The organism is Pseudomonas sp. LABIM340 (assembly GCF_040017195.2).
Classification (GTDB): domain Bacteria; phylum Pseudomonadota; class Gammaproteobacteria; order Pseudomonadales; family Pseudomonadaceae; genus Pseudomonas.
Window position 1 is genome coordinate 5,785,121 of record NZ_CM200227.1, and the last position, 25,724, is coordinate 5,810,844.

The 25,724-nt window shown below is 66.5% G+C and carries 21 protein-coding genes and 1 pseudogene; 16 read left to right on the plus strand and 6 right to left on the minus strand.

What is annotated here, in order from left to right; genetic code table 11:
- Positions 1–14: 14 nt before the first annotated feature.
- From ABKS89_RS26715 to ABKS89_RS26725, 3 genes are read left to right on the plus strand one after another with little or no spacing between them, the layout of a single operon-like run.
- Positions 15–2,033, plus strand: coding sequence for a ribonucleoside triphosphate reductase (locus ABKS89_RS26715; protein WP_138214122.1), 2,019 nt, complete (start codon positions 15–17; stop codon positions 2,031–2,033).
- 55 nt (positions 2,034–2,088) lie between these two features.
- Positions 2,089–2,235 (plus strand): anaerobic ribonucleoside-triphosphate reductase, encoded by a 147-nt coding sequence (nrdD, locus tag ABKS89_RS26720; RefSeq protein ID WP_015479043.1) that lies wholly within the window; start codon positions 2,089–2,091, stop codon positions 2,233–2,235.
- Positions 2,232–2,930 (plus strand): anaerobic ribonucleoside-triphosphate reductase activating protein, encoded by a 699-nt coding sequence (locus ABKS89_RS26725; protein WP_348588275.1) that lies wholly within the window; start codon positions 2,232–2,234, stop codon positions 2,928–2,930. Before nrdD ends, ABKS89_RS26725 begins: the two co-directional genes overlap by 4 nt.
- A 270-nt stretch (positions 2,931–3,200) precedes the next feature.
- Here the strand turns inward: ABKS89_RS26725 and speA are convergent, their stop codons facing one another.
- The 4 genes from speA to ABKS89_RS26745 all read right to left on the minus strand — a co-directional run bounded on the left by speA (position 3,201) and on the right by ABKS89_RS26745 (position 7,658).
- On the minus strand, positions 3,201–5,114 hold the full coding sequence (gene speA / locus ABKS89_RS26730; RefSeq protein WP_138214120.1) for an arginine decarboxylase: 1,914 nt from the start codon (positions 5,112–5,114) through the stop codon (positions 3,201–3,203).
- Between the two features lie 288 nt (positions 5,115–5,402).
- Positions 5,403–5,774, minus strand: coding sequence for a translation initiation factor Sui1 (locus ABKS89_RS26735; protein ID WP_015479046.1), 372 nt, complete (start codon positions 5,772–5,774; stop codon positions 5,403–5,405).
- A gap of 276 nt (positions 5,775–6,050) precedes the next feature.
- Positions 6,051–6,590 carry an NUDIX hydrolase gene (locus ABKS89_RS26740; RefSeq protein WP_348588276.1) on the minus strand — a complete coding sequence of 180 codons (540 nt, stop codon included), beginning with the start codon at positions 6,588–6,590 and terminating at the stop codon, positions 6,051–6,053.
- A 3-nt stretch (positions 6,591–6,593) separates the two neighbouring features.
- The gene (locus ABKS89_RS26745; RefSeq protein WP_138214117.1) at positions 6,594–7,658 is read right to left on the minus strand and encodes a DUF2333 family protein; all 1,065 of its coding nucleotides are present in this window, start codon (positions 7,656–7,658) and stop codon (positions 6,594–6,596) included.
- 288 nt (positions 7,659–7,946) lie between these two features.
- Between ABKS89_RS26745 and ABKS89_RS26750 the strand changes: the two genes are divergently transcribed.
- Positions 7,947–9,557 carry a GGDEF domain-containing response regulator gene (locus ABKS89_RS26750; protein WP_138214116.1) on the plus strand — a complete coding sequence of 537 codons (1,611 nt, stop codon included), beginning with the start codon at positions 7,947–7,949 and terminating at the stop codon, positions 9,555–9,557.
- A gap of 1,514 nt (positions 9,558–11,071) precedes the next feature.
- On the plus strand, positions 11,072–11,659 hold the full coding sequence (locus ABKS89_RS26755) for a methyl-accepting chemotaxis protein (protein WP_405308126.1): 588 nt from the start codon (positions 11,072–11,074) through the stop codon (positions 11,657–11,659).
- Positions 11,660–11,870: 211 nt separating this feature from the next.
- Here the strand turns inward: ABKS89_RS26755 and speB are convergent, their stop codons facing one another.
- The gene (gene speB, locus ABKS89_RS26760; protein ID WP_138214114.1) at positions 11,871–12,833 is read right to left on the minus strand and encodes an agmatinase; all 963 of its coding nucleotides are present in this window, start codon (positions 12,831–12,833) and stop codon (positions 11,871–11,873) included.
- Between the two features lie 102 nt (positions 12,834–12,935).
- Positions 12,936–14,027: an extracellular solute-binding protein gene (locus ABKS89_RS26765; RefSeq protein ID WP_518300971.1), complete on the minus strand. Its 1,092-nt coding sequence runs from the start codon at positions 14,025–14,027 to the stop codon at positions 12,936–12,938.
- Positions 14,028–14,142: 115 nt separating this feature from the next.
- On the opposite strand from ABKS89_RS26765, the gene ABKS89_RS26770 reads away from it, so the two are divergent.
- The 11 genes and pseudogenes from ABKS89_RS26770 to purH all read left to right on the plus strand — a co-directional run bounded on the left by ABKS89_RS26770 (position 14,143) and on the right by purH (position 25,524).
- Positions 14,143–15,051, plus strand: a complete 909-nt coding sequence (locus ABKS89_RS26770; RefSeq protein WP_348588279.1) for a LysR family transcriptional regulator — start codon at positions 14,143–14,145, stop codon at positions 15,049–15,051.
- Between the two features lie 145 nt (positions 15,052–15,196).
- On the plus strand, positions 15,197–17,044 hold the full coding sequence (locus ABKS89_RS26775; protein ID WP_348588280.1) for a protein-disulfide reductase DsbD: 1,848 nt from the start codon (positions 15,197–15,199) through the stop codon (positions 17,042–17,044).
- A 149-nt stretch (positions 17,045–17,193) separates the two neighbouring features.
- Complete coding sequence (gene aroQ, locus ABKS89_RS26780) at positions 17,194–17,637, plus strand: type II 3-dehydroquinate dehydratase (RefSeq protein ID WP_138214110.1); 444 nt, start codon at positions 17,194–17,196, stop codon at positions 17,635–17,637.
- Between the two features lie 24 nt (positions 17,638–17,661).
- On the plus strand, positions 17,662–18,129 hold the full coding sequence (accB, locus tag ABKS89_RS26785; RefSeq protein WP_348588281.1) for an acetyl-CoA carboxylase biotin carboxyl carrier protein: 468 nt from the start codon (positions 17,662–17,664) through the stop codon (positions 18,127–18,129).
- Positions 18,130–18,146: 17 nt separating this feature from the next.
- Complete coding sequence (accC, locus tag ABKS89_RS26790; protein WP_138214108.1) at positions 18,147–19,496, plus strand: acetyl-CoA carboxylase biotin carboxylase subunit; 1,350 nt, start codon at positions 18,147–18,149, stop codon at positions 19,494–19,496.
- A 183-nt stretch (positions 19,497–19,679) separates the two neighbouring features.
- Positions 19,680–20,558, plus strand: a complete 879-nt coding sequence (gene prmA, locus ABKS89_RS26795) for a 50S ribosomal protein L11 methyltransferase (RefSeq protein ID WP_348588282.1) — start codon at positions 19,680–19,682, stop codon at positions 20,556–20,558.
- Between the two features lie 60 nt (positions 20,559–20,618).
- Positions 20,619–20,690 (plus strand): annotated as a pseudogene (locus ABKS89_RS26800) (MJ0042-type zinc finger domain-containing protein); the annotation flags it as partial.
- Positions 20,691–20,975: 285 nt separating this feature from the next.
- Entirely contained in the window at positions 20,976–22,283 is a 1,308-nt protein-coding gene (locus tag ABKS89_RS26805) for a DUF3426 domain-containing protein (RefSeq protein ID WP_518301061.1), read from the plus strand.
- Between the two features lie 221 nt (positions 22,284–22,504).
- Positions 22,505–23,512 (plus strand): tRNA dihydrouridine synthase DusB, encoded by a 1,008-nt coding sequence (gene dusB, locus ABKS89_RS26810; protein ID WP_081515606.1) that lies wholly within the window; start codon positions 22,505–22,507, stop codon positions 23,510–23,512.
- Positions 23,509–23,829, plus strand: coding sequence for a DNA-binding transcriptional regulator Fis (fis, locus tag ABKS89_RS26815; RefSeq protein WP_026078947.1), 321 nt, complete (start codon positions 23,509–23,511; stop codon positions 23,827–23,829). Before dusB ends, fis begins: the two co-directional genes overlap by 4 nt.
- An 87-nt stretch (positions 23,830–23,916) precedes the next feature.
- Complete coding sequence (purH, locus tag ABKS89_RS26820; protein ID WP_138214105.1) at positions 23,917–25,524, plus strand: bifunctional phosphoribosylaminoimidazolecarboxamide formyltransferase/IMP cyclohydrolase; 1,608 nt, start codon at positions 23,917–23,919, stop codon at positions 25,522–25,524.
- Positions 25,525–25,724: the final 200 nt, after the last annotated feature.

Consider the following 25,724-nt stretch of genomic DNA (forward strand, 5'->3'; position numbering starts at 1 on the left):
GTGGAATCAAGCCAATGCCCCTGACACGGACCGCCCCTCTTCCCGCCAGCCTGCGCAAGCGCAACGGCAGCTCAGCCGCCTTCGACCCGAGCAAGATCGAACGCGCCATTGCCGCCGCCGGCGAGGCCAGCGGCGAGTTCACCGCGCCCCACGCCGGAGAGCTGACCCGTCGCGTGCTGGCCCGCCTGCCGGCCCAGAACGACCTGGACGTGGAGCAGGTGCAGGACGTCGTCGAGCGCGCCCTGATGGAAGCCGGCCACTACCCCACCGCACGCGCCTACATCGTCTACCGCGAACGCCACGGCCGCCTGCGCCGCGAGCGCAAGACGCTGGTGGACGTCGCCGCGTCGATGAACGAATACCTGTCGCGGGAGGACTGGCGGGTGCGCGCCAACGCCAACCAGGGTTACTCCCTGGGCGGGCTGATCCTCAACGTGTCCGGCAAGGTCACCGCCAACTACTGGCTGGACGAGGTGTACAGCGAGGCCATCGCCGTCGCCCACCGTGAGGCCGACCTGCACATCCATGACCTCGACATGCTCGCCGGCTACTGCGCCGGCTGGTCGCTGCGCACCCTGCTCAGCGAAGGCCTGAACGGCGTGCCGGGGCGGGTCGAAGCCGGGCCGCCGAAGCACCTGTCCAGCGCGCTGGGGCAGATGGTCAACTTCCTCGGCACCCTGCAGAACGAGTGGGCCGGCGCCCAGGCCTTCAGCTCCTTCGACACCTACCTCGCGCCCTATGTGCGCAAGGACGGCCTGAGTTATCAACAAGTGCGCCAGGCGCTACAGGAGTTCATCTACAACCTCAACGTGCCCTCGCGCTGGGGCACCCAGACGCCCTTCACCAACCTGACCTTCGACTGGGTCTGCCCGGAAGACCTGCGCGAGCAGATTCCCTACGTCGGCGGCGTGGAAATGCCCTTCGCCTACGGCGAGCTGCAGGCCGAGATGGACCTGATCAACCGCGCCTACATCGAGGTGATGCAGGCCGGCGACGCCCACGGCCGGGTGTTCACCTTCCCGATCCCGACCTACAACATCACCCACGACTTCCCCTGGGACAGCGACAACGCCACGCGCCTCTTCGAGATGACCGCGCGCTACGGCCTGCCGTACTTCCAGAACTTCCTCAACTCGGACATGCAGCCCAACCAGGTGCGCTCCATGTGCTGCCGCCTGCAACTGGACGTGCGCGAGCTGCTCAAGCGCGGCAACGGCCTGTTCGGTTCGGCGGAGCAGACGGGTTCGCTGGGCGTGGTGACCATCAACTGCGCGCGCCTGGGCTACCGCCATCGCGGTGACGCGGCCGCCCTCTACGCCCAGCTCGACTACCTGCTGGAGCTGGCCTTCGACAGCCTGGAGGTCAAGCGCAAGGTCATCCAGCAGCACATGGACGCCGGGCTCTACCCCTATACCAAGCGCTACCTGGGCACCCTGCGCAACCACTTCTCCACCATCGGCGTGAACGGCCTGCACGAGATGCTGCGCAACTTCACCGACGACCGCGAAGGCCTGCACACCGAGGTCGGCCGGCAGATGGCGCTGGAGCTGCTGGACCATGTGCGGGCGCGGCTGGTGCGCTTCCAGGAAGACAGCGGGCACCTCTACAACCTCGAAGCCACGCCGGCCGAAGGCACCACCTACCGCTTCGCCCGCGAGGACCAGAAGCGCCACCCGGACGTGCTCCAGGCCGGCACGCCGGACGCGCCCTACTACACCAACTCCTCGCAGCTGCCGGTGGGCCTCACCGACGATCCGTTCGAGGCGCTGGAACTGCAGGATGCCCTGCAGTGCAAATACACCGGCGGCACCGTGCTGCACCTGTACATGGCCGAGCGCATCTCCAGCGCCGAGGCCTGCAAGACCCTGGTGCGCACCGCCCTCGGACGCTTCCGCCTGCCTTACCTGACGGTGACGCCGACCTTCTCCATCTGCCCGGTGCACGGCTACCTCGCCGGCGAACACGAGTTCTGCCCCCGGTGCGACGAAGCCGCGCTGCAGAAAGCCGCCACCAGCAGCTGCTGCGGCAACTGAGCACCATTCACTTTCATCCCCGCCCATTCATCCCCGCAAAAAAAGGAGCAACACGATGACCGCGAACCAACTGCCCGAAAGCCAGCGCCAGCGCTGCGAGGTGTGGACCCGCGTGATGGGCTATCACCGCCCGGTGACGGCGTTCAACGCCGGCAAGCAATCCGAGCACCGCGAGCGCCGTCACTTCCGCGAGACGCGATGAGCAGTGCGCTCAGGGTCGGGGGCCTGGTGCCCCTGACCACCCTCGACTACCCCGGCCTGCTCGCCTGCGTGCTGTTCTGCCAGGGCTGCGCGTGGCGCTGCCGGTATTGCCACAACCCGGAGCTGATCCCGCCGCGCGGCGAAGCGGAGATCCCCTGGGAAGCCATTCTCGCCTTCCTCCGGCGCCGCCAGGGCCTGCTGCAGGCCGTGGTGTTCAGCGGCGGCGAGGCGACGCTGCAGAACGCGCTACCGGAGGCCATGGCCAGCGTGCGCGAGATGGGTTTCCGCGCCGGGCTGCACAGCGCCGGTATCCGCCCGGAGGCCTTCGCCCGCGCACTGCCCCATGCCGACTGGATCGGCTTCGACGTGAAGGCACTGGCCGAGGACATGGACGCTACAACCTGCGTGAAACGCAGCGGGCTGGCCAACTGGCGCAGCCTCGAACTGTTGCTGGAGAGCGGCGCTGGCTACGAGTGCCGCACGACTGTGCACTGGCAATTGTTCGACCTGGAACGCCTGCGCCAACTGGCCATGCGGTTGCGCGAGAGGGGTGTGGATAATTTCGTCGTGCAGTTGGCCCGCAGCGGCCGGCAACTCGACCCCGAACTGATCGCCACGCCGGCGCCCCATGGCGCGCCCGATCTGTGGCGAGAACTGCAAGCGCTGTTCCCGAGCTTCGAACTGCGCGACGCCTGAGCATCCGCACCTTCTGACGCTCGGCATTCCCCTGTAGGAGCGGGCCATGCCCGCGATCGTGCGCATGGCGCGCTCCTACAGGAGCGTAGGGCGCATAACCCGGAACGGGTTATCCGCCGATTGCCTCACGGCGGATAACGCTGGCGCGTTATGCGCCCTACGATCTGAACATCACCGGGCATCCCTGTAGAGCGGGTCGTCGACATACAAGGTGCGAGCAAGAAAAAGCCCCGCCGGAGCGGGGCTCTCATCACGCGGACTGCGGACCTATCAGGACGACAGGTAGGCCGAACGGGTCAGCCCCAGGCGCAGCGCGTCGAGGAACTGCGTACGCTCGCGCGCGGTGAGCTTGGCCCCGGCGACCTTGTCGCGGTAGTGGGTCATCAGCTCCTCGGGCGACAGGTGCACATAGCGCAGCATGTCCTCGATGGTGTCGTGGGTCTCGATGCCGGCGTGGTAGTAGCTGCCGTCGGCGTTCTGGTAGACGTTCACCGAGTCGGTGTCACCGAACAGGTTGTGCATGTCGCCGAGGATTTCCTGGTAGGCGCCGACCAGGAAGGTGCCGATCAGGTAGTCCTCGCCTTCCTTCACATCGTGCACCGGCATGCTGGTCTCGATGCTCTGCTCGTCGACGTACTGGGTGATCTTGCCGTCGGAGTCGCAGGTCAGGTCCTGCAGCACCGCGCGGCGGCTCGGTTCCTCGCCCAGGCGGTGGATCGGCAGGATCGGCAGCACCTGGCCGATGGCCCAGGTGTCGGGCAGGCTCTGGAACACCGAGAAGTTGCAGATGTACTTGTCGGCCAGCTTGTCGTTCAGCTCGTCGAGTACCTGGCGGTGCGAACGCTGGTGCGCCTTGAGCTGGTTGTGCAGGCGACGGCAGATGGCGAAGTAGCACTGCTCGGCCAGGGCCTTCTGCGCCAGGCTGATCTTGCCCTCGGCGTACTGCGCGGCGGCGTCGCTCATGTAGTGGGTCGCGCGCCAGTAGGTCTCGGTGACCATTTCGGCGTCGGTCGGGCCGAGCAGGTCGGCCAGCCACTGGACGATCTCCGGCTGCTCGGCGAGGTCGGTGATCTTCGGCACTTCGTCGTTGTGGCGCTCGACATCGGTGACCTGGGTGATCAGCACCGCGTGGTGCGCGGTCAGCGCGCGGCCGCTTTCGGAGAAAATGTGCGGATGCGGCAGGCCCTGGGCGTCGCAGAACTCCTTGAGCATGCCCACCACGACACCGGCGTAGTCGTCGATGTCGTAGTTGATCGAGCTGGCGTTGCGCGAGTGGGTGCCGTCGTAGTCAACGCCCAGGCCGCCGCCGACGTCCACGTGGTCCACCGGCAGGCCGAGGGCGCGCAGTTCGCCGTAGTAGCGGATGGCTTCCTTGAAGCCGTGCTGGTAGTCAGCCAGGTTGGCGATCTGCGAACCCATGTGGAAGTGCAGCAGGCGCACGCCCTGGTCCAGGCCAGCGGCGCGGAAGCGGTCGACCACCGACAGCAGCTGCGCGGCGGACAGACCGAACTTGGCCTTCTCGCCACCGGTATCCGCCCACTTGGACGAAGCCAGCGAGGACAGGCGCACGCGCAGGCCGACCTGGGGCAGTACGCCAATGACGGCGGCCTCCTCGATCACCAGCTGCACCTCGGATTCCTTCTCGATCACGATGAACACGTTGTGGCCGAGTTTCTGTCCCATCAGCGCCAGCTTGATGAACTCGCGGTCCTTGTAGCCGTTGCAGACAATGGTGCCGCCCTTGGGCGCCAGCGCCAGCACGGCCATCAGCTCGGGCTTGGAGCCGGCTTCCAGGCCGATGGAGACGTTCTGCGTGGCGATGATGCTTTCCACCACCGCTTCCTGCTGGTTCACCTTGATCGGGTACAGCGCGGTGTAGCGGCTGCTGTATTCCAGGCGCGCGATGTTCGCGTCGAAGGCGCCGGTGAGCTTGCGCACGCGGTCCTGGAGGATGTCCGGGAAGCGCACCAGCAGCGGCAGCGACAGGCCCGCCTCGCGCAGCTGCTCGACCAGCGCATGCAGATCGATCGGCTGGGCATCGGCGCCCTGCGGGCGAACTTCCACGTTACCGGCGTCGTTGATGGCGTAGTAGCCAGCACCCCAGTGGCGAATTCCGTAGATGCTGCGGCTGTCTGCCACGGTCCAGTTGCTGCCGTCGTCTTTGCGGGTCCGTCTAGCGGCCATGCGGGGTGGTCTCCTCAAATTGCGCGAATGTGTGCAGGCGCCCGCCCGGCGTGCGGGTGAGTCGTCAGGCCTGGTGGTGTAAACCTAGCCGGGCCTCGTGACGTTGCCGTGTTGACCGCCGGGCTTGGCGGTAAGTTTAGGAAAATCCGACGACACGCCCAGGGCGCGCCGATAAATCTCCCATCTAGGGAAAGGGCTTGCCGGCAAAGCGCTGCGCGCGCGTCGCCTGGAACCCGTTCTCGACAGGGGAGAGTCGCCTGTCAGTTGAGACAGACGGCGGAAGACGGCTCAGCCGCCGGATTTCTTCGCCTTGAGGCCGCGTTTGGTCAGCTCTTCGAGCAGCAGGTCGACGTGGTCGCCCTGGATCTCGATGATGCCGTCCTTCAACGCGCCACCGGTGCCGCAGCGCTTCTTCAGCGCCGTGGCCAGGTCCTTCAGCGCATCGGCCGCCAGCGGCACGCCGGTCACAGTGGTCACGGTCTTGCCACCGCGGCCCTTGGTTTCCCGACGCACGCGAGCGATGCCATCGCCGGCCGGAATCTCGGCCTGCTTGCAGATGCACGCGCCAATGGGCTGATTGCAGTCCGGGCAATGCCGGCCGGAATCAGTGGAGTAGACGAGCCCGCCGAGGGCGGACAGGGAGGATGCTTTCTTGACCACCGGGCGTTTCCCCAGGATTGGCCTCTTCGGGCCAGGTCAACGAATGGCCGGCGGGTGCCGACCGCGACGCCCCACTCAGGCAGGGGCTGCGCAATTCCCGGCGGAGGACCCTGCCGGAAAGGTCGCGCAATTTAGCAGCATTGAAGGCAAATGCTAAGAGCGAAAATGCGTCATTGATCGGCGGTTTGGCGACATGCCCGCGTGGCAGGGTTGTTGCAGGAGCGGGCCATGCGCGCGATCGCGGGCATGGCCCGCTCCTACAGGTCGCCCTGCACGTCAGAAGCTGACCAGGTACTTGCGCAGCGCCGCCAGCGAATCCGGGCAGTAAGGCGTGCCCGCCCTGGCCTCGGCCAGCGCCTGGTGCGGGTCGATGAACTTTGCCTCCAGTACTTCTTCGGGCTGCAGCTTCAGCGGCGCATCGGACACGGCGGAGAACACCGCGCACCACAGGCGATTGTCCGGCTGGTCAAAGAAGAACGAACCGTGCTCGCGCAATTCGACGCCCGAGATACCCAGTTCCTCCTCCAGTTCGCGGGCGGCGGACTCGGCGTAGCTCTCGTCGGCCTGCACCATGCCGCCGGCGGCCGGGTCCCAGTAGCCGGGGTAGATCGCCTTGCTCAGGGTACGGCGGTGCACGCACAGCTCACCGGCGGAATTGAACAGCAGGATGAAGGTGCCCCGGCCGATCAGCCCGCGCTCGCGCAGTTCGGCGCGCGGCAGGCTGCCCTTGAGCTGGTCGTCGCGATTCACCCAGGCGACCAGCTCGGCATCCGAAGCCGCCCGGTGGGCGACCTCCTTGTCGCTGATGCCAGCCATGGATCAGCCCTGAGCCAGCAGCTGACGCAGGTCGATGATCGCGGCGTTGGCGCGGGAGATGTAGTTGGCCATCACCAGCGAGTGGTTGGCCAGCACGCCGAAGCCGCTGCCGTTGAGGACCATCGGGCTCCACAGCGGAGCCTCAGCGGCCTCCAGCTCGCGGATGATCTGGCGCACGCTGACAGTGGCGTTCTTCTTCGCCAGCACGTCGGCGAAATCCACCTCGATGGCGCGCAGGATGTGCGACAGCGCCCAGGCCTGGCCGCGGGCTTCGTAGAACACGTTGTCGATCTGCATCCAGGGGGTTTCCTGGATCACTTCCTCGACTTCCGGCGCCTGGCCCGGGGTGACCGGCTGCATCGGCGTGATGTTGGTGTTCAGCTTGACCCGGCCGACGCTGGCCGAGAGACGCTGGGACAGCGAACCCAGGCGGGTGGAAACGTCACCCAGCCAGTTGTTCAGGCTGTCGGCGCGGGCATAGAACTGCGCGCCGGCCGGATCGGCGGAGAGACGGCCGAGGTAGCGGTCCAGGGACTTGATGCCCTCGGCGTATTCCGACTCGGAGGACGGCAGCGCCCAGCTCTTGTTGTCGAAGTTGAAGCGCGGCTCGGCGCGTGCCAGGTCAGCGTCCTCGGTGGACTGCGACTGGGAGCGGGCGAAGTCCTTGCGCAGCGCGCGGGACAGGTCGCGCACCTGGACCAGGGCGCCGTATTCCCAGCTGGGCATGTTGTCCAGCCAGACGCCCGGCGGGAAGATGTCGTTGGACAGGTAGCCGCCCGGCTTGTTGAGCAGCGTGGCGACCACTTCCTTGAGGGTTTCCACCGTGGTGTAGCCCACCACCATCTGCCGGCCGGCGCGCTCGGCGGCGGCCTGGGCGTTCTGCTGCACGGGGAAGAGGTCAGGCTCCTGGCTCCAGTACCAGCCCACCGCGCCGCAGATCAGCAGATACGCACCGAGCAGGCCACCCAGCACGCGACCCAGCCAGGGGCCGCCGAAATAGGCGCGCGCGTCATCCACCGAGTCATTCATGCGATCACGCACGGAGCCGCGTTTCTTCCAGTTCCACATGGCAAGTTCCTTGATGTCCCGAATTCGAAGATAGCTTGGACCCGCAACCGGCCCCAGGGTGCCGGGATTTTCGGTCCCACTGCGCAAGCATGCCGCACGCAGGCGGGGCAGCGCAGCCTACCCTGCGCATGGTGCTGGTTAATGCTGCGAAATACAAAGCTTCGGATGTTTGACCGAAGGCACTGTTATTGCCATCAAGGATTGGTAGCATAGGGCCACCACTGTGTATCACGGCGGAAACATGTTCGCCCCGCAGGCCGCCGGTACGGCTCTATAAAGAAGCGCGCGATGACCGAGCTCGACGATCCATCCCTCGACCGCCTCAAGCATCACTTCGCCCAGCGGGTGATCCACCAGGCCCGTCACCTGCTGGAAGTCTGGCAGCGCCTGTCGCGCGCGGAGTGGAACAGTGCCGGCATGGCCGAGCTGGCCGAGGCCTGCCTGCGCCTGCAGCGCTACGCCGAACGTTTCGAGCAGGCCGAGCATGCGGACCTGGCCAAGGCCATCGACCAATGCCTGCGTGCCGTGCAGGACAACCGCGGGCGTCTTTCCAGCGATCTGATCACCGAACTCAACCGCCTGATGCAGCGCCTGTCGCGCACCGGCCTGCGCCACGGCGACCAGTTCGAGCAGACCAACCTGCCGCCGCTGCGCAAGCCGGTCTACCTGGCCCTGCAGGACCAGGAGCGCGCCGAGCGCCTGGCCCAGCAGCTGGAATTCTTCGGCATGGCCGCGCAGCCCTGCGAGCACGCCAACGCCTTCCGCGCCGCCATGGCCGACCGCCATCCGGCGGCCATCGTGATGGAAATCGACTTCGCCAACGGCCAGGGCCTGGCGCTGGCCGACGAGGCCCAGGCCGGCCTCAAGCAGAAGCTGCCGGTGCTGTTCTTCAGCCACGAAGAAACTGACACCCCGACCCGCCTGGCCGCTGCCCGCGCCGGTGGCCAGGACTTCTTCAGTGGCGCGCTGGACGCCTCCGGCCTGCTGGAGAAGATCGAGACGCTGACCCGCGTGGCCCATTACGAGCCGTTCCGCGTACTGATCGTCGACGACTCCCGCGCCCAGGCCGCGCATACCGAGATGGTCCTCAACAGCGCCGGCATCGTCACCCGCGCGCTCACCGCACCGCTCTCGGTGATGGCCGAACTGGCCGAGTTCCAGCCGGACCTGATCATCCTCGACATGTACATGCCCGAGTGCCTGGGCACCGAGCTGGCCAAGGTGATCCGCCAGCACGAGCGCTATGTGAGCGTGCCGATCATCTACCTGTCCGCCGAGGACGACCTGGACAAGCAGCTCGACGCCATGAGCGAAGGCGGCGACGACTTCCTCACCAAGCCGATCAAGCCGCGCCACCTGATCGCCACCGTGCGCAACCGCGCCGCCCGCGCACGCAGCCTGAAGGCGCGGATGGTGCGCGACAGCCTCACCGGCCTGTACAACCACACCCACACCCTGCAGCTGCTCGACGATGCCCGCTTCCGCGCGCGCCGCGAGGAGCGTCCGCTGACCTTCGCGATGCTCGACATCGACCACTTCAAGCGGGTCAACGACACCTATGGCCACCCCATGGGCGACCGGGTGATCAAGAGCCTGGCGCTGTTCCTCAAGCAGCGCCTGCGCAAGACCGACCACATCGGCCGTTACGGCGGCGAAGAGTTCGCCGTGGTGCTGCCGGACACCGATGCCGCCTCGGCGCACAAGGTGCTGGAGGAAATCCGCCAGCGCTTCGCCGAGATTCACTACCCGGCGCAGCCCCACGACCTGTCCTGCACCTTCAGCTGCGGCATCGCCGAGCTGGGCGAGGAGATGGACATCAAGACCCTCGCCAAGCAGGCCGACGAGGCGCTGTACACCGCCAAGCACGGCGGCCGCAACCGCGTCGAGGTCTACAAGTAGCACCCACCAGTGGTCCGGCGCGGCGCTCTGCCGCGCCATTTCCCGACCGAATGCTGGCACCGTGTCATCAGCCAGTAACGAAACTGCAATAGGTTCAGGGCTCGCCGTTTTTTCGCTGTCGGTCGAGACCTGCCATGCGCCTCAAGCTGCTCACCAACCTCAACACCTTCCTGCTCCTGCTCGTCTGCCTCGCGCTGGGCGCCACCCTGTGGTGGTCGCAACGCGCCCTGGAGCGCCCATTCACCCTGATGGACCGTTACCTGGAACTCTCCCAGGGCTTCGAGCGCAAGGTCGCGCAGAACATCCAGGCGTACCTCGCCAGCGGCGACGCGCTCAAGCAGAAAGCCGCCCAGCAGGGCCTGGACGAATTGGCCCAGGAGCTGCCGCAACTGCCGGACAGCCTCAGCCAGCTGCTCGGCCAGAGCCTCGACGAACTGCGCCAGTTCAGCGGCAACCAGTTGCTCGCCGCCGGCAAGCTTGCCGGCGACCCGCAGGGCCTGCTGCTGCAGGCCGAGCGTGACCTGCTGGCCGCGCTGGACCAGCTCGGCACTTACGCCGACGCCAGCCAGAACCCCGCCGCCGCCGAGTACCGCACGCCGCTGCTGCAAGCTGGCCTGCACCTGACGCGCCTGGCCCACGCCCGCGCCAAGCTGGTGGAAAGCGGCAACCCGGCGCTGGCCGAAGACATCCAGCGCGAGCTGGAAACCCTGCGCCAGCTGGCCGAACGCATCGACGCCCTGCCCCTGCTCGGCGTGCTGGAACAACAGGCCTCCGCCTCCGACGACTTCGCCGCCATGATGGGCCTGGAATCCCAGCCGGCCGCGCAGGCGCAGAGCGAGGACCGTGGCGTCACCTTGAAGCGCGACCTCGCCAGCGTGCTGCGCCGCTACCCGGATGAACTCAACCGCACCCGCCAGCTGATCGCCCAGCGCCAGGAACTGGCCAATGCCACCGCCCAACGCCTGGGCGCCGTGCAGCAGGCGCTGGCGACCCTGGAGCCGCAGGTGCGCGAGGAGCGCTCGAAGATCCAGACCCAGGTGCGCATCATCCAGGGCGCGCTGATCGCCCTGATCCTCGCCACCGCGCTGCTTATCGACACCCTGCAACGCCGCCTGGCGCGCGTGCTCGGCCAACTGGTCCCGGCGCTCTCCACCTGGGCCCGCGGCGACTTCGCCAAGCCCATCGCCCTGGCCACCCGCACCCGCGACCTGGTGGAGTTGCAGGAGTCGCTGAACCGCCTGCGCGACTTCCTCGGCACCCTGGTCGGCACCATCCACCAGCGCGCCGAGGAAGTGGCCGGCAGCAGCCGCGCCCTGGCCGAACTCAGCGGTGGCCTGCACGCCGGCGCCGAGCGCCAGGCCAGCGACACAGGGGAAATCCGCGACGCGCTGGGCAACATGGAAGCGGCGATCCAGCAGGTGGCCGGCGACGCCAGCCAGGCCGCTTCGGCCAGCCACGCGGCCGGTACGGCCGTCGAGCAGGGCCAGCAGGTGATCGGCAACAGCCTGAGCGGGATGCGTGCGCTGGTGGACGAAGTGCAGAGCAACGCCCAGGCCATCGAGAACCTCGCCGAGGAGTCCGCCACCATCGGCAACGTGCTGGGGGTGATCCGCTCCATCGCCGACCAGACCAACCTGCTGGCGCTCAACGCCGCCATCGAAGCTGCACGGGCCGGCGAGCAGGGCCGTGGGTTTGCAGTTGTCGCCGAGGAAGTGCGCTCGCTGGCCCTGCGCACCACCGGCGCCACCGAGGAAATCCAGCAGCTCACCGCGCGCCTGCAGCAAGCCGCACGGCAGTCGGTGGACGCGATGCGCAGCCAGGTCGAGCATGCGGAAGTCACCGCCAACCAGGCCGGCGCCGCCGAGGGCGCGCTGGACGAGGTGGTCGGCGCCATCCGCACCATCGCCAGCATGGCCGAGCGCATCGCCGAAAGCTCCGCTCAGCAGAGCGGCGCGGTCAGCGAGATCCGTTCGCACAGCGAGCGCATCCACGAACTGGGCAGCGAGAACCTGCGCCTGATCGGCCAGGGGCGCAGTCAGGGCGAGCAGTTGCAGGAGTTGGGCGGGGCGTTGCACACGGCCGTCAGGGCGTTCCGTGTTTGATAGTTCCGTATCCGTCGGATCAACTTTTCGTGCCCGGGCAAGCCCTCACCCCAACCCTCTCCCAAAGGGAGAGGGGGCCGTATGTGCCGGCTGACGCCACGGTTTCATCCTGCAGCGAACAGTCCCTTCTCCCGCTTGCGGGAGAGGGTTAGGGTGAGGGGCCTTTGATCTTGTAGAAGCGCCTCATCAGCACTCCTGCAAGATCAATTCATCAACGCTCGCCCAGCTTGTGCCGCGCCGCATACAGGCAAACCATCTCCATCGCCAGGGTCGCGCCGGCCAGCGCGGTGATCTCGGCGTTGTCGTAGGGCGGCGCGACTTCCACCACGTCCATCCCCACCAGGTTGATGCCCCGCAGCGCACGAAGGATTTCCAGCGCCTGGTGCGAACTCAGCCCGCCGCAGACCGGCGTGCCGGTGCCCGGAGCGAAGGCCGGGTCGAGGCAGTCGATGTCGAAGGTCAGGTACACCGGGTTGTCGCCCACTCGCGCACGAATGCGCTCGGCGATGGCCTGCGGCGTGTTGCGGTGCACCTCGCGGGCGTCCAGCACCTGGAAGCCCATCACATCGTCGTTGGTGGTGCGCAGGCCGACCTGCACCGAGCGCGCCGGGTCGACCAGCCCCTCGCGGGCAGCGTGGTAGAACATGGTGCCGTGGTCGATGCGCTGGCAATCCTCGTCCGGCCAGGTGTCGCTGTGGGCGTCGAAGTGGATCAGCGACAGCGGCCCGTGCTTCTTCGCGTGGGCCTTGAGCAGCGGGTAGCTGATGAAGTGGTCGCCGCCCAGGGTCAGCAGCGCGCAGCCGGCATCGAGAATGCGCGCGGCGTGGGCTTCGATGACTTCCGGGGTTTCCTGCGGCACGCCGTGATCGAAGGAGCAGTCGCCGTAGTCGATCACCGCCAGGTGGTCGAAGGGGTCGAATTCCCAGGGGAAGTGCCGGGCCCAGGCCATCTGCACCGAGGCGGCACGGATCGCCCGCGGTCCGAAGCGGCTGCCGGGGCGGTTGGTAGTGGCGGTATCGAAGGGCACGCCGCTGACCACCAGGTCGACGCCGCGCAGGTCGCGGCTGTAGCGGCGGCGCATGAAGCTGGTGATGCCGGCGTAGGTGGATTCGGCGGCGGTGCCATAAAGGCTGTCGCGGGTGATGGCCTGGTCGTTGTCTTGGGCGAGATCCATGGCTTCCTCGTTGTCGTTATCAGTTGATCACGGTGGTGACCTGTAGGAGCGCCCCATGGGCGCGATCGCGGGCATGGCCCGCTCCTACAGGGAGATTCGGGCTCAGCTACGGGTACGGAACGCCGACCACAGCCGGGTGCGCTCGCGCTGCTGCTTCAAGGTCAGCAATTGTTCGCTGAACAGCTTCTGGCGCATGGCCGGCGCCGGGTAGATGTCCGGGTCGCCGGCAACATCGGCATTCAGCAACGGCGTGGCCTTCAGGTTGGCGTTGGCGAAGTACAGGGTGTTGGTCAGCTCGGCGATGGAATCCGGGCGCAGCATGAAGTCGATGAAGGCGCGGGCTTCCTGCGGGTGGGGCGCGTCCACCGGGATGGCCATGGTGTCGAACCAGATCAGCGTGCCCTCCTTCGGAATCCGGTAGATCACCTCGAACGGCTTGTTCGCCTGCTTGGCCTGGGCGGCGCCCATCAGCGCGTCGCCGGTGTAGGTCAGGGCGACGCACAGCGTGCCGTTGGCCAGGTCGTTGATGTGCTTGCCGCTGGCGATGTAGCGCACGTTGGGCTGCAACTTCTCCAGCAACTGGCGGACCTCGGCCAGGTCGGCCGCGTCGGTGCTGTACGGCGACTTGCCCAGATAATTCAGCGCCACGCTGATGACTTCCTGCGGCGAATCGATCAGCGAGATGCCGCAGTCGGCCAGACGGCTGGCGTACTCGGGCTTGAACAGCAGGTCGAGACTGTCCAGCGGTGCGTCGGGGATGCGCTTGAGCACCTCGTCCTTGTTGATCGCCAGGCCCACGGTGCCCCAGGTGTAGGGCACGCCGAAGCGATTGCCGGGGTCGATGGCGGCCAGCTTGGCCAGCAGGTCCGGGTCGAGGTTGGCGAAGTTCTTCAGCTGCGCATCATCCACCGGCTGCACGGCCTTGGCCTGGATGGCACGGGCCAGCCCGCTGCTGGCGGGGAACACGACGTCGTAGCCGCTGCTGCCGGTCATCAGCTTGCTGTCGAGCACCTCGGCGCTGTCGAAGGTGTCGTATTTGACGCGGATGCCGGTTTCCTTCTGGAAGCGTTGCAGGGCATCGGCGCCGACGTAATCCGCCCAGTTGTAGAGGTTGAGCACCCGCTCCTGCGCCTGCAGGGGCATGGCCAGGGCCACGGCCAGAACCGTGAGAGAAGCCCGGAAGAACGCACGCATGATCATCGCCTCGGGGTTGTTGTGGTTATGGGGCGAGCATGGGGCGGGCTTTACTTTGTAAAAATACAAAGTTAATTACTTTGGCATTTCACCATGACAATGTTTGGAGACGGCCATGCTCAGCCAATTGCGCGACCTCGACCTGCAACTGCTGCGGCTGTTCGTCACCGTGGTGGAATGCGGCGGCTTCAGCGCCGCGCAGGGCGAGCTGGGGCTGAGCCAGCCGAGCATCAGCATCCAGATGGCCAAGCTGGAGACGCGCCTGGGTTACCGCCTGTGCGAACGCGGCAAGGGCGGCTTTCGCCTGACACCCAAGGGCGAGCACCTGCTGCAATCGACGCGGCGGCTGTTCGTCGCCATCGAGGGCTTCCGCGACGAGGCGCGCGGCGTCGCCGACAAGCTGCTGGGCGAGGTGCGCATCGGGCTTTCCGAGGGGCTGGATGCAGAAGTGCTGGCGCAGCTGTCCGGGGCGATCCGCCGCTTCCGCCAGCGCAACGAGGCGGTCAGCCTGGAACTGATCACCGCCACGCCCGCCGAGCTGGAGCGCCAGTTGCTGCAGGACCGCCTGCACCTGGCGGTCGGCTACTTCGCCGGCACCCAGGCGGCGCTGGAACATGTCGAGCTGTTCAGCGAACCCCAGGGCCTCTACTGCGGCGCCGGGCATCCGGCCTTCAGCGAGAAGAAACCGACCCGCGACTCCCTCGCCGACGCCGACCAGGTCCTGCACCCCTATCGCTTCATCGCCGCCGACGAGCCGCTGCAAACCAGCCGCAGCAGCGCGCGCTGCGAGCAGGTGGACGGCAGCCTGGCATTCATCCTTTCCGGTGCGCACATCGGCTACTTGCCCAAACATGTCGCCCAGCCGTGGATCGAGCGTGGCCAGCTGCGCGAACTGCTGCCCGGCGAACTGGGCTTCGATGTGGCCTTCAGCCTGACCCGCCACCGCGGCCGCCATCCCGGCGACGCCGAGCAGGCCTTCGTCAGCGACCTGCTGGCAGCCTTCGGCCAGCACGCGGCCGATTGACGCAGCCGCGTCGCGGGAACCGGGACTCGTAGGCGTAGTCCCACAGCGTCTATCACTTCTTGTGACAGCTGATCCGGCAACGCCTCGGGCCGCGTCGGAAGCTTTCCGCTATGATGCCCGCCACCCTGTAGTCCGCGAGATGTCCATGCGCCGCCTGCTCACCCTGCTCCTGCTCCTGGTCGCCCTGCCCGCTTCCGCCGGCCTGTTCGACAAACCCGCCGACAAGGGCGGCTTCGCCGTCGGGCAACCGGCCAAGGGCGACTTCCTGCCGGTGGCCGAGGCCTTCCGCGTCAGTGTCGAGGACAGCGACAGCCAGCAGGTGAAGCTGCGCTTCATCAACGCCGACGGCTACTACCTCTACCAGCACCGTTTCAGCTTCAAGGTCGAGCCCGCCGACAGCGGCGTGAGCGTCGGCGAAGTGAAGCTGCCGCCAGGCAAGCAGCACCACGACGACTACTTCGGCGACACGGTGGTCTACTACGCCATCACCGACATCGACGTGCCGCTGGTGAACCCGCAGCACAAGCCCTTCACCCTGGTCGTCAACTACCAGGGCTGCGCCGACAAGGGCCTGTGCTACGCGCCGGAAACCACCCGTCTGCAGATCGCCGACGGCCAGGCCGCCAGCGTAGTGACCGGCCCAGCGCCCTCCGCCGCCAAGTCCACCGCCTCAAGCAACCCGCTGGCCAGCCTGCTGGGCGACCACGAGCCGGGCAAGATCAAGAAACTCGGCCGCGCGCTGGCGATCTTCTTCCTGCTGGGCCTGGCGCTGACCTTCACCCCCTGCGTGCTGCCGATGCTGCCGATCCTCTCCGGCGTGGTCCTGCGCGGTCGTCCGGGCGGCATGCGCGGCCTGGCGCTGTCGCTGGCCTATGTGCTGCCGATGGCGGCCTGCTACGCAGTACTCGGCACCCTGATGGGCCTGTTCGGCGCCAAGCTCAACCTGCAGGCGATGCTGCAGTCGCCCTGGGTGCTGATCCCCTTCGCGGCCTTCTTCGTGGTCTTCGCCATCGCCATGTTCGGCGCCTTCGAGCTGCGCCTGCCGGGCTTCGTGCGCGAGCGCCTGGACAACATGGCCAACAACACCCGTGGCGGCTCCATCGCCGGCGCGGCGACCCTGGGCGTGCTCTCCAGCCTGCTGGTGTCGCCCTGCGTCACCGCCCCGCTGGCCGGCCTGCTGCTGTACATCAGCAGCACCGGCGATGCGGTGGGCGGCGGCCTGCTGCTGTTCTCCCTGGGCCTGGGCATGGGCACGCCGCTGGTGATCTTCGCCGTCGGCGGCGGCGCGCTGCTGCCCAAGAGCGGCGCCTGGATGAACGGCGTACGCAACGTCTTCGGCGTGATGCTGCTCGCCGTGGCTATCTGGATGCTCGAGCGCCTGGTGTCCGGACCGGTGGCACTGACCCTCTGGGGTACCCTGGCCGGCGGTATCGCCCTGGCCATCGGCACCCTCGAACTGGGGCCGAAGAAGCCGCTGCAGCGCCTCGGCCAGTTGTTCGGCCTGATGCTGCTGGTCTACGCCGTGGCCGCCTGGACCGGCGCCCTGCGCGGCGAATCCGATCCGCTGCACCCACTGGGCCGCAGCGGCGTCAGCGTCCACGCCGGCCCGCCCAGCTCCACCCCCGGCGACTGGCAGAACATCACCACCCCGGCGCAGCTCAACGCCGCGCTGGCCAGCGCCCAGACCGCCGGTCGGCCGGTGCTGCTGGACTGGTACGCCGACTGGTGCATCAGCTGCAAGATCATCGAGCGCCAGGTACTGCCGGCGCCGGAGGTCCAGTCGCAGCTGCCCGGCTTCGTCCTGTTGCGCTTCGACATGACGGCCAGCACCGAGGAGCAGCGCGCGCTGCTCGACCGCTACAACCTGTTCGGCCCGCCTGCGCTGCTGTTCTTCTCGGCAAAAGGCGACGAATGGAGCGACCTGCGCATCATCGGCGAGACCGACGCCGCCACCCTCGCCGACCGCCTGAAACAGGCTGGAACGCGCTCCTGATCACAGTTTGATTGCAATGGTTTTGCCGTAATCGGCTGGCAACATGCTGACATCTACGGCAAAACCCGCATGACTGGACAGTCACGCCGGCTTTCCGGCATAGTCCCGCCCTATCTTTTCCCGCCAAGAACAAGGACTACAGCATCCAGATGGCGACCTTACTGGTACTGCACGGGCCCAACCTCAACCTGCTGGGCACCCGCGAGCCCGACAAGTACGGCTCCGTCACCCTCGAGCAGATCAACCAGGACCTGGAGCGCCGCGCCCGCGAAGCCGGCCACCACCTGATGCACCTGCAGAGCAACGCCGAGTACGAACTGATCGACCGGATTCACGCCGCGCGCCACGAAGGCGTGGACTTCATCCTGATCAATCCGGCCGCTTTCACGCATACAAGTGTCGCTCTACGTGACGCATTGCTCGCAGTGAGCATCCCATTCATCGAAGTGCACCTCTCCAACGTGCACAAACGTGAACCTTTCCGGCATCACTCCTACTTTTCCGACGTGGCGGTAGGGGTGATCTGCGGTCTGGGAGCCACAGGCTACCGCCTGGCCCTGGAATCCGCCCTCGAACAACTTGAACGCCCGTGACCTCACCTGGGAGAGCGAACACTGATGGACATCCGTAAAGTCAAGAAACTGATCGAACTGCTCGAAGAATCCGGTATCGACGAACTGGAGATCAAAGAGGGCGAAGAGTCCGTACGCATCAGCCGTCACAGCAAGACCGCCGCCCAGCCGATCTACGCTGCCGCCCCGGCCTACGCTCCGGCCCCGGCCGCCGCACCCGTCGCCGCCCCGGCCGCTGCTGCCCCGGCCGCTGAAGCCGCCCCGGCTGCCCAGAACCTCGCCGGCGCCGTGCGCTCGCCGATGGTCGGCACCTTCTACCGCGCTGCTTCGCCGACCTCCGCCAACTTCGTCGAAGTCGGCCAGAGCGTGAAGAAAGGCGACATCCTCTGCATCGTCGAAGCCATGAAGATGATGAACCACATCGAGGCCGAGACCAGCGGTGTGATCGGTCAGATCCTCGTGGAGAACGGCCAGCCGGTCGAATTCGACCAGCCCATGTTCACCATCGTTTAAACCGCGGGGAACCTGCGATGTTGGAAAAAGTACTGATCGCCAACCGCGGCGAAATTGCACTGCGCATCCTGCGCGCGTGCAAGGAACTGGGCATCAAGACGGTGGCCGTGCACTCGACCGCCGACCGTGAGCTGATGCACCTGTCGCTGGCCGACGAAGCGGTCTGCATTGGTCCGGCACCCGCTGCGAAGTCCTACCTGCACATCCCGGCGATCATCGCCGCCGCCGAGGTCACCGGCGCCGTGGGTATCCACCCCGGCTACGGCTTCCTCGCCGAGAACGCCGACTTTGCCGAGCAGGTCGAACGCTCGGGCTTCACCTTCATCGGCCCGAGCGCCGACGTCATCCGCCTGATGGGTGACAAGGTGTCCGCCAAGGACGCCATGAAGAAGTCCGGCGTACCGACCGTACCGGGCTCCGACGGCCCGCTGCCCGAAGACGAGGAAACTGCGCTGGCGATTGCCCGCGAGGTTGGCTACCCGGTGATCATCAAGGCCGCCGGTGGCGGTGGTGGTCGCGGCATGCGCGTCGTGCACAAGGAAGAAGACCTGATCAAGTCCGCCAAGCTGACCCGCACCGAAGCGGGCGCGGCCTTCGGCAACTCGATGGTCTACCTGGAGAAGTTCCTGACCAACCCGCGTCACGTGGAAGTCCAGGTCCTCTCCGACGGCCAGGGCAACGCCATCCATCTGGGCGACCGCGACTGCTCCCTGCAGCGTCGTCACCAGAAGGTACTGGAAGAAGCTCCAGCCCCGGGCATCGACGAGAAGGCCCGCGCCGAAGTGCTGGCCCGCTGCGTCCAGGCCTGCGTGGAAATCGGCTACCGTGGCGCCGGCACCTTCGAGTTCCTCTACGAGAACGGCCGCTTCTACTTCATCGAGATGAACACCCGCGTGCAGGTGGAGCATCCGGTGTCGGAGATGGTCACCGGTATCGACATCGTCAAGGAGATGCTCAGCATCGCCTCGGGCAACAAGCTCTCGATCAAGCAGGAAGACGTGGTCATCCGTGGCCATGCGCTGGAATGCCGGATCAACGCCGAAGACCCGAAGACCTTCATGCCCAGCCCCGGCAAGGTGAAGCACTTCCACGCACCGGGCGGCAACGGCGTGCGTGTGGATTCGCACCTGTACAGCGGCTACGCCGTACCGCCGAACTACGACTCGCTGGTGGGCAAGATCATCACCTACGGCAAGGACCGCGATGAAGCCATGGCGCGCATGCGCAATGCGCTGGACGAACTGATCGTCGATGGCATCAAGACCAACACCGAGCTTCACAAGGAGCTGGTCCGCGACAAAGAGTTCTGCAAGGGTGGCGTGAACATCCACTACCTGGAGAAGAAGCTGGGCATGGACAAGCACTAAGCCTGCCCTGCTCCGCCTCGCTCCATCACAAGGGCTGCCTCCGGGCGGCCCTTGTGCTTTGCGGCCCCTGCACGCTGGCATGGCAAGGTGCCGTGCAGTAAGCTTGCCGCCTTTATCTGCGGGCCGCCCAAGCGGTCCGTTGTCTTTTCCAGCTCCATCCCGGCACGATCGAGGTACCGCCCCATGCCCTGGCTTCAAGTCCGACTCGCCATCACCCCGGATCAGGCGGAAACCTATGAAGATGCGCTGCTGGAAGTCGGCGCCGTCTCCGTGACCTTCATGGACGCCGAAGACCAGCCGATCTTCGAGCCGGACCTGGGCACCACCCCGCTGTGGAGCCACACCCACCTGCTCGCACTGTTCGAGGCCGACACGGACGAAACTTCGCTGATCGCCCACCTGACCCTGCTCACCGGCGGCGAACTTCCGGAGCACCAGATCGAGCGCATCGAGGACCAGGACTGGGAACGCAGCTGGATGGACAATTTCAAGCCGATGCGCTTCGGCCGCCGCCTGTGGATCGTCCCCAGCTGGCACGACGCCCCGGAACCGGACGCGGTGAACCTGCTGCTCGACCCAGGCCTGGCCTTCGGCACCGGCACCCACCCGACCACCGCACTGTGCCTGGAATGGCTCGACGGCCAGGACCTGGCCGGCCAGCAGGTGCTGGATTTCGGCTGTGGCTCGGGCATCCTCGCCATCGCCGCGCTGCTGCTGGGCGCTGAGCAGGCGGTCGGTACCGACATCGACCCGCAGGCGCTGGAAGCCTCCCGCGACAACGCCTCGCGCAACGGCATCGACCCGGCGAAATTCCCCGTCTACCTGCCCGCTGATCTGCCCAAGCAGCAGGCGGACGTCCTGGTGGCGAACATTCTGGCCGGTCCGCTGGTCACATTGGCAGAGCAGCTCACCGGCCTGGTGAAATCTGGTGGCCTGCTGGCCCTCTCGGGCATCCTCGCCGAGCAGGCCGAGGAAGTGCGCGCCGCCTATGCAGACGCCTTCGACCTCGACCCGACCGCCGAGCGCGATGGCTGGATCCGCATCAGCGGCCGCCGCCGCTGAGTGCCCGCCGTACAGGGCTTGAGTTAGACTAACCGCCAGATTTTTCCGCCGGACCGCCGCATGAGCGAAAGCTTCATCACACAGTGCCCCCATTGCCAGACCCGTTTCCGCGTCAACTCGGCGCAACTGGGCGCGGCTAGCGGTGCTGTGCGCTGCGGAACCTGCCTGAAGGTCTTCAGCGCGCCGCAGAACATGGTCGGCGAGCCGACCCAGGTTCCGGCGCCGGCTGTCACGGCGACACCGCCCGTCGAAGCCCCGAAAGCTGTCCCGGCAGCGGAGCCGGTCGCGCCGCCTGCGCCACCGAAAGCCCCGGAGCCGATCACAGCCGCGCCCGCTCCCGCGCCGGCCTTCCACACCTTCACGCCGGAAAAGCCCGCCGCACCGAGCGTCCCTGGCACCGCCACCCTCGGCTGGCCGCTGGCTCCCCATGCTGCGCGGCACTCCAGCGATGTAGCGGAAAAGCCCGCCATCGCCGAAGCGAAGGTGGAAGCGAAACCGGCACCGGTTGCCGAGCCCGCCCCGGCCGTTGCCGCGGCCACGGTGATCGCCCCGGCGGCGACCGTGACCAGCGAGCCGGCCAAGCCTGCGCCGACGCCCGCACCAGGAAAGCCCGCACCAGGAAAGAAAGACGAGACGCTGTGGATCCACGACGATCTCGACCTGGACAGCCTCAACCTCGACGAGGAACTGGCCAAGCTCGACGAGTTCGAGCTGTCCCAGGAATTCCTCAGCATCGACCGCGCGCCGCGCCCCAGCGAAGCCCTGCAGACTCGCCAGGAAGAGAAGCGCGACCCGCACGACGAGCGCTGGGCCGAAGCCCTGATCGAAGAGGAACAGAACGGCACCAGCCGTGCCTCCCGCCAGGAGCCCAGACTCGGCCAGCTTTCCGCGGAAGAACCGGAGGAGCCGCCCGCCAGCGCACGCCTGGTGGCCGACAGGGAGCCCGAGCCGGAAGAGCCCGAGGACGAACCCGAGCATGAACCACGCATCGACCCGGCTCCCCTGCGTGTCGAGCCTTCGCGCGTCGAGCCTCTGCGAGTAGCGAGCGACGACGAGAAACTTCCCGCCTTCAGCGCCCGTCGCGATGACGACGAACCCGACACCGACGACGATGAAGACGGGGAGCCGCCCCTGGCCGACCAGCGCGGCGACAACCGCCGTGCCGAACCCGGCCTGCACGATGGCGGCCTGCACGACCTGAGCGACGAGCCCCTGCAACTCGACTGGCAGAAGCCGAAGAGCCGCTGGGGCCGCCGCCTGTTCTGGCTGCTGTTGGTGCTGCTGGCCCTGGCCGGCCTCGCCGGCCAGTACATCGCCTATCACTTCGACGAACTGGCCCGCCAGGACCAGTACCGCCCCTGGTTCGCCCAGGCCTGCCCGGAACTGGGCTGCACCCTGCCCTCCAAGGTCGACGTGGAGCAGATCCGCAGCAGCAACCTGGTGGTGCGCAGCCACCCGGACTTCAGCGGTGCGCTGGTGGTGGACGCGATCATCTACAACCGCGCCAACTTCTCGCAGCCCTTCCCGCTGCTGGAAATGCGCTTCGCCGATATGAACGGCCAACTGATCGCCAGCCGCCGCTTCAAGCCCAGCGAGTATCTCTCGGGCGAGCTGGCCGGGCAGAGCGAGATGCCGCCGCAGACGCCGATCCACATCTCCCTGGACATCCTCGATCCGGGTCCCAAAGCGGTGAACTACAGCCTGAGCTTCCACTCGCCGGAATGACCCGGCGGGTAGCTCAAAGCGCCTGAGAGCGCCAGTTCCGCTCGTCTTCCTACCTGGGGTACTAAGCCCGGGATTGTTCAGAATTTATCCAAAATCGCCTTTATCCGGTCATCGAGAGCGGGTATCATGCCCTCCCTTTTTTGCTAGCACCGGTGGCAGGCCCCGAAAGCACCCGCGAGTCTTGTAACGCGCGGCGCCTCGGTGTTCCCGCCCCATTGACCATGGAAAACCAGTCGGTGGTACGCATCGGCTCCTACACACTGCCCAACAGACTGATCCTGGCCCCGATGGCCGGCGTCACCGATCGTCCGTTCCGCCAGCTTTGCCGCCGCCTCGGCGCCGGCATGGTGGTGTCGGAGATGGTCACCAGCGACGTCCGCCTGTGGAACAGCCGCAAGTCGCGCCTGCGCCTGCAGCACGACCATGAGGATCAACCGCGTTCGGTGCAGATCGCTGGCGGCGACCCGCAGATGCTCGCGGAAGCTGCACGCTGCAATGTGGAGCTCGGCGCCCAGATCATCGACATCAACATGGGCTGTCCGGCGAAGAAGGTTTGCAACAAGGCCGCGGGTTCCGCGCTGATGAAGGATGAACGGCTGGTGGCCGACATCCTCGAGGCGGTGGTCGCGGCGGTAGAGGTTCCCGTCACCCTGAAGATTCGCACCGGTTGGGACCGGTCGAACAAGAACGGTGTGACGGTGGCGCGGATCGCCGAGCAGTCGGGCATCCAGGCGCTGGCGGTACACGGCAGGACCCGTGCCGACCTCTACACCGGCGAGGCGGAGTACGAAACCATCGCAGCGATCAAGCAGGCGGTTTCGATTCCGGTCTTCGCCAATGGTGATATCGATTCACCGCGCAAGGCACGGCAGGTTTTCGAGCAGACGGGCGTGGATGCCCTGCTGATCGGCCGCGCCGCCCAGGGCAATCCCTGGATCTTCCGCGAGATCGATCATTACCTGAGCACCGGCGAGCTGTTGCCGGCGCCGAGTCTGCACGAGGTACAGAGCATCCTGCTCGAGCATCTCGCTGCATTGCATGCGTTTTATGGGGAGGAAATGGGTGTGCGAATTGCCCGCAAGCATGTGGGCTGGTACCTCGCAACCCTACCGGGAGCGGCGGAGTTCCGTTCCCAGTTCAATCGTTTGCAGGACACGGATGCACAGAGCGCCAGCGTCAGGCAGTTCTTCGCCGAGCGCCACAATAACGGAGAAGGGGTGGCCGCATGACAACGATGACCGAGACATTAGTGAGTGGAATGACACCCGTGAGCGACAACGCCAACCTTAAACAGCACCTGACCACTCCGACGCAGGAGGGCCAGACCCTCCGCGACAGCGTGGAAAAGGCACTGCATAACTATTTCGCCCATCTCGAAGGGCAGCCGGTCACGGACGTGTACAACATGGTGCTTTGCGAAGTCGAAGCGCCGCTGCTGGAAACCGTCATGAACTACGTGAAGGGTAACCAGACCAAAGCCTCCGAACTGCTGGGGCTGAACCGCGGGACCCTGCGCAAGAAACTCAAGCAGTACGATCTTCTCTGACAGGTGGCAGGCGCGGGCCCGCGACCTCGAGGTCAGCCGGGCCCACGCCTGACACGCGAAAAGCCCGAAGCCTTTGTGGAAGCCGTTATGACCGACCAAACCACCCGCCTGCCCGTCCGCCGTGCGCTGATCAGCGTTTCCGACAAGACCGGCGTCGTCGATTTCGCCCGTGAGCTGGCTGCCCTTGGCGTGGAGATCCTCTCCACCGGCGGCACCTACAAGCTGCTCAAGGACAACGCCATCGCCGCCGTGGAAGTGGCCGACTACACCGGCTTCCCGGAAATGATGGACGGTCGCGTGAAGACCCTGCACCCGAAGATCCACGGTGGCATCCTCGGCCGTCGTGACCTCGACGGCGCGGTGATGGAAGAGCACGGCATCAAGCCGATCGACCTGGTGGCGGTCAACCTGTACCCGTTCGAAGCGACCGTGGCCAAGGCCGACTGCGACCTGCCGACCGCCATCGAGAACATCGACATCGGCGGCCCGACCATGGTCCGCAGCGCGGCGAAGAACCACAAGGACGTTGCCATCGTGGTCAACGCCGGTGACTACGCCAGCATCGTCGGCGCCCTGAAAGCCGGTGGCCTGACCTACGCCCAGCGCTTCGACCTGGCCCTGAAGGCCTTCGAGCACACCTCGGCCTACGACGGCATGATCGCCAACTACCTGGGCACCATCGACCAGGCGCGCGACACCCTGTCCACCGAAGACCGCGGCGCCTTCCCGCGCACCTTCAACAGCCAGTTCATCAAGGCGCAGGAAATGCGCTACGGCGAGAACCCGCACCAGAGCGCGGCCTTCTACGTCGAGGCGAAGAAGGGCGAAGCCAGCGTCTCCACCGCCATCCAGCTGCAGGGCAAGGAACTGTCGTTCAACAACGTGGCCGACACCGACGCCGCGCTGGAGTGCGTGAAGAGCTTCGTCAAGCCGGCCTGCGTCATCGTCAAGCACGCCAACCCGTGCGGCGTGGCCGTGGTTCCGGAAAACGAGGGCGGCATCCGCAAGGCCTACGACCTGGCCTACGCCACCGATACCGAGTCGGCCTTCGGCGGCATCATCGCCTTCAACCGCGAACTGGACGGCGAGACCGCCCAGGCCATCGTCGAGCGCCAGTTCGTCGAAGTCATCATCGCCCCGAAAATCTCCGAAGCCGCCCGTGCCGTGGTTGCTGCCAAGGCCAACGTGCGCCTGCTGGAATGCGGCGAGTGGCCGGCCGAGCGTGCGCCGGGCTGGGACTTCAAACGCGTCAACGGCGGCCTGCTGGTACAGAGCCGCGACATCGGCATGATCACCGCCGATGACCTGAAGATCGTCACCCAGCGCGCCCCGAGCGAGCAGGAAATCCACGACCTGATCTTCGCCTGGAAAGTCGCCAAGTTCGTCAAGTCCAACGCCATCGTCTACGCCAAGGCGCGCCAGACCGTCGGCGTCGGCGCCGGCCAGATGAGCCGCGTGAACTCCGCCCGCATCGCCGCCATCAAGGCCGAGCATGCCGGCCTGGAAGTGAAAGGTGCGGTCATGGCTTCCGACGCCTTCTTCCCGTTCCGCGACGGCATCGACAACGCTGCCAAGGCCGGTATCACCGCGGTGATCCAACCGGGTGGTTCGATGCGCGACAATGAAGTGATCGCCGCCGCTGACGAAGCCGGCATTGCAATGGTGTTCACCGGCATGCGCCACTTCCGCCACTAAGGTGGATCGGACGCGCTGAAGCAGGCATCTGCTGCGTTGCCCGAACGTTCCCCAATGCTCATTGCCAGAAGGCAACTCCGCTTGGTGAACGCTCGGGCGCCTTGCATCTACCCGCTCCATCGCGCCCCTTGAGATCAATTGATCAAGAGCACGATTCGGTCGTAAAGCATTTGTAGGTTGGGTGGAGCGAAGCGATACCC